The following is a 2,269-nucleotide window of genomic DNA, read 5'->3' on the forward strand; positions in this document are numbered from 1 at the left end:
ACGGAGCCGCAGCGAAAGCGAGTCTGAATAGGGCGAATAAGTATGAGGTCGTAGACCCGAAACCAAGTGACCTACCCATGTCCAGGTTGAAGGTGCGGTAATACGCACTGGAGGACCGAACCCACGCACGTTGAAAAGTGCGGGGATGAGGTGTGGGTAGCGGAGAAATTCCAATCGAACTTGGAGATAGCTGGTTCTCTCCGAAATAGCTTTAGGGCTAGCCTCGGATATGCGAATCATGGAGGTAGAGCACTGTTTGGACTAGGGGCCCTTCTCGGGTTACCGAATTCAGATAAACTCCGAATGCCATTGATTTAGATCCGGGAGTCAGACTGCGAGTGATAAGATCCGTAGTCAAAAGGGAAACAGCCCAGACCACCAGCTAAGGTCCCAAAGTATCTGTTAAGTGGAAAAGGATGTGGGGTTGCACAGACAACTAGGATGTTGGCTCAGAAGCAGCCATCATTTAAAGAGTGCGTAATAGCTCACTAGTCGAGTGACCCTGCGCCGAAAATTTACCGGGGCTAAACAGATCACCGAAGCTGTGGATGGAACCTTCGGGTTCCGTGGTAGGAGAGCGTTCTAAGGGCATCGAAGCCAGATCGTGAGGACTGGTGGAGCGCTTAGAAGTGAGAATGCCGGTATGAGTAGCGCAAGACGGGTGAGAATCCCGTCCACCGAATAACTAAGGTTTCCTGGGGAAGGCTCGTCCTCCCAGGGTTAGTCGGGACCTAAGCTGAGGCCGATAGGCGTAGGCGATGGACAACAGGTTGATATTCCTGTACCAGTTGCTTTTGTTTGAGCGATGGAGGGACGCAGGAGGCTAAGGAATGCACACGATCGGAAATGTGTGTCCAAGCAGCAAGTCTGAGAACGAGTGAAATGCTTTTTCTCTCAAGGACAAGCTGTGATGGGGAGCGAAATTTAGTAGCGAAGTTCCTGATGTCACACTGCCAAGAAAAGCTTCTAGTGAGAAAGTAACTGCCCGTACCGCAAACCGACACAGGTAGTTGAGGAGAGAATCCTAAGGTGTGCGAGAGAACTCTCGTTAAGGAACTCGGCAAAATGACCCCGTAACTTCGGGAGAAGGGGTGCTGACCGCAAGGTCAGCCGCAGTGAATAGGCCCAAGCGACTGTTTATCAAAAACACAGGTCTCTGCAAAATCGAAAGATGACGTATAGGGGCTGACGCCTGCCCGGTGCTGGAAGGTTAAGAGGAGAGGTTAGCGCAAGCGAAGCTTTGAATTGAAGCCCCAGTAAACGGCGGCCGTAACTATAACGGTCCTAAGGTAGCGAAATTCCTTGTCGGGTAAGTTCCGACCCGCACGAAAGGCGTAACGATTTGGGCACTGTCTCAACGAGAGACTCGGTGAAATTATAGTACCAGTGAAGATGCTGGTTACCCGCGACAGGACGGAAAGACCCCATGGAGCTTTACTGCAGTTTGATATTGCGTGTTTGTATCACATGTACAGGATAGGTAGGAGCCAATGATACCGGGACGCCAGTCTCGGAGGAGGCAATGGTGGGATACTACCCTTGTGATATGACCACTCTAACCCGCTGCTCTTAGCGAGCAGGGAGACAGTGTCAGACGGGCAGTTTGACTGGGGCGGTCGCCTCCAAAAATGTAACGGAGGCGCCCAAAGGTTCCCTCAGAATGGTTGGAAATCATTCGTAGAGTGTAAAGGCAGAAGGGAGCTTGACTGCGAGACCTACAAGTCGAGCAGGGACGAAAGTCGGGCTTAGTGATCCGGTGGTTCCGCATGGAAGGGCCATCGCTCAACGGATAAAAGCTACCCTGGGGATAACAGGCTTATCTCCCCCAAGAGTTCACATCGACGGGGAGGTTTGGCACCTCGATGTCGGCTCATCGCATCCTGGGGCTGTAGTCGGTCCCAAGGGTTGGGCTGTTCGCCCATTAAAGCGGTACGCGAGCTGGGTTCAGAACGTCGTGAGACAGTTCGGTCCCTATCCGTCGCGGGCGTTGGAAATTTGAGAGGAGCTGTCCTTAGTACGAGAGGACCGGGATGGACACACCGCTGGTGTACCAGTTGTTCTGCCAAGAGCATCGCTGGGTAGCTATGTGTGGACGGGATAAACGCTGAAAGCATCTAAGCGTGAAGCCCCCCTCAAGATGAGATTTCCCATCACTTTAAGTGAGTAAGACCCCTGAGAGATGATCAGGTAGATAGGTTGGGAGTGGAAGTACAGCGATGTATGGAGCGGACCAATACTAATCGGTCGAGGACTTAACCAATTTTTAAAA

General features: G+C 52.0%; 1 rRNA gene. It reads left to right on the forward strand.

Annotated features, from left to right (window positions below):
- Nucleotides 1-2,260: ribosomal RNA gene (locus PH235_RS14535) — 23S ribosomal RNA — on the forward strand; the annotation flags it as partial.
- Nucleotides 2,261-2,269: the final 9 nt, after the last annotated feature.

The sequence above is a fragment of the Trichococcus sp. K1Tr genome (genome assembly GCF_028309625.1).
Lineage (GTDB): Bacteria > Bacillota > Bacilli > Lactobacillales > Aerococcaceae > Trichococcus.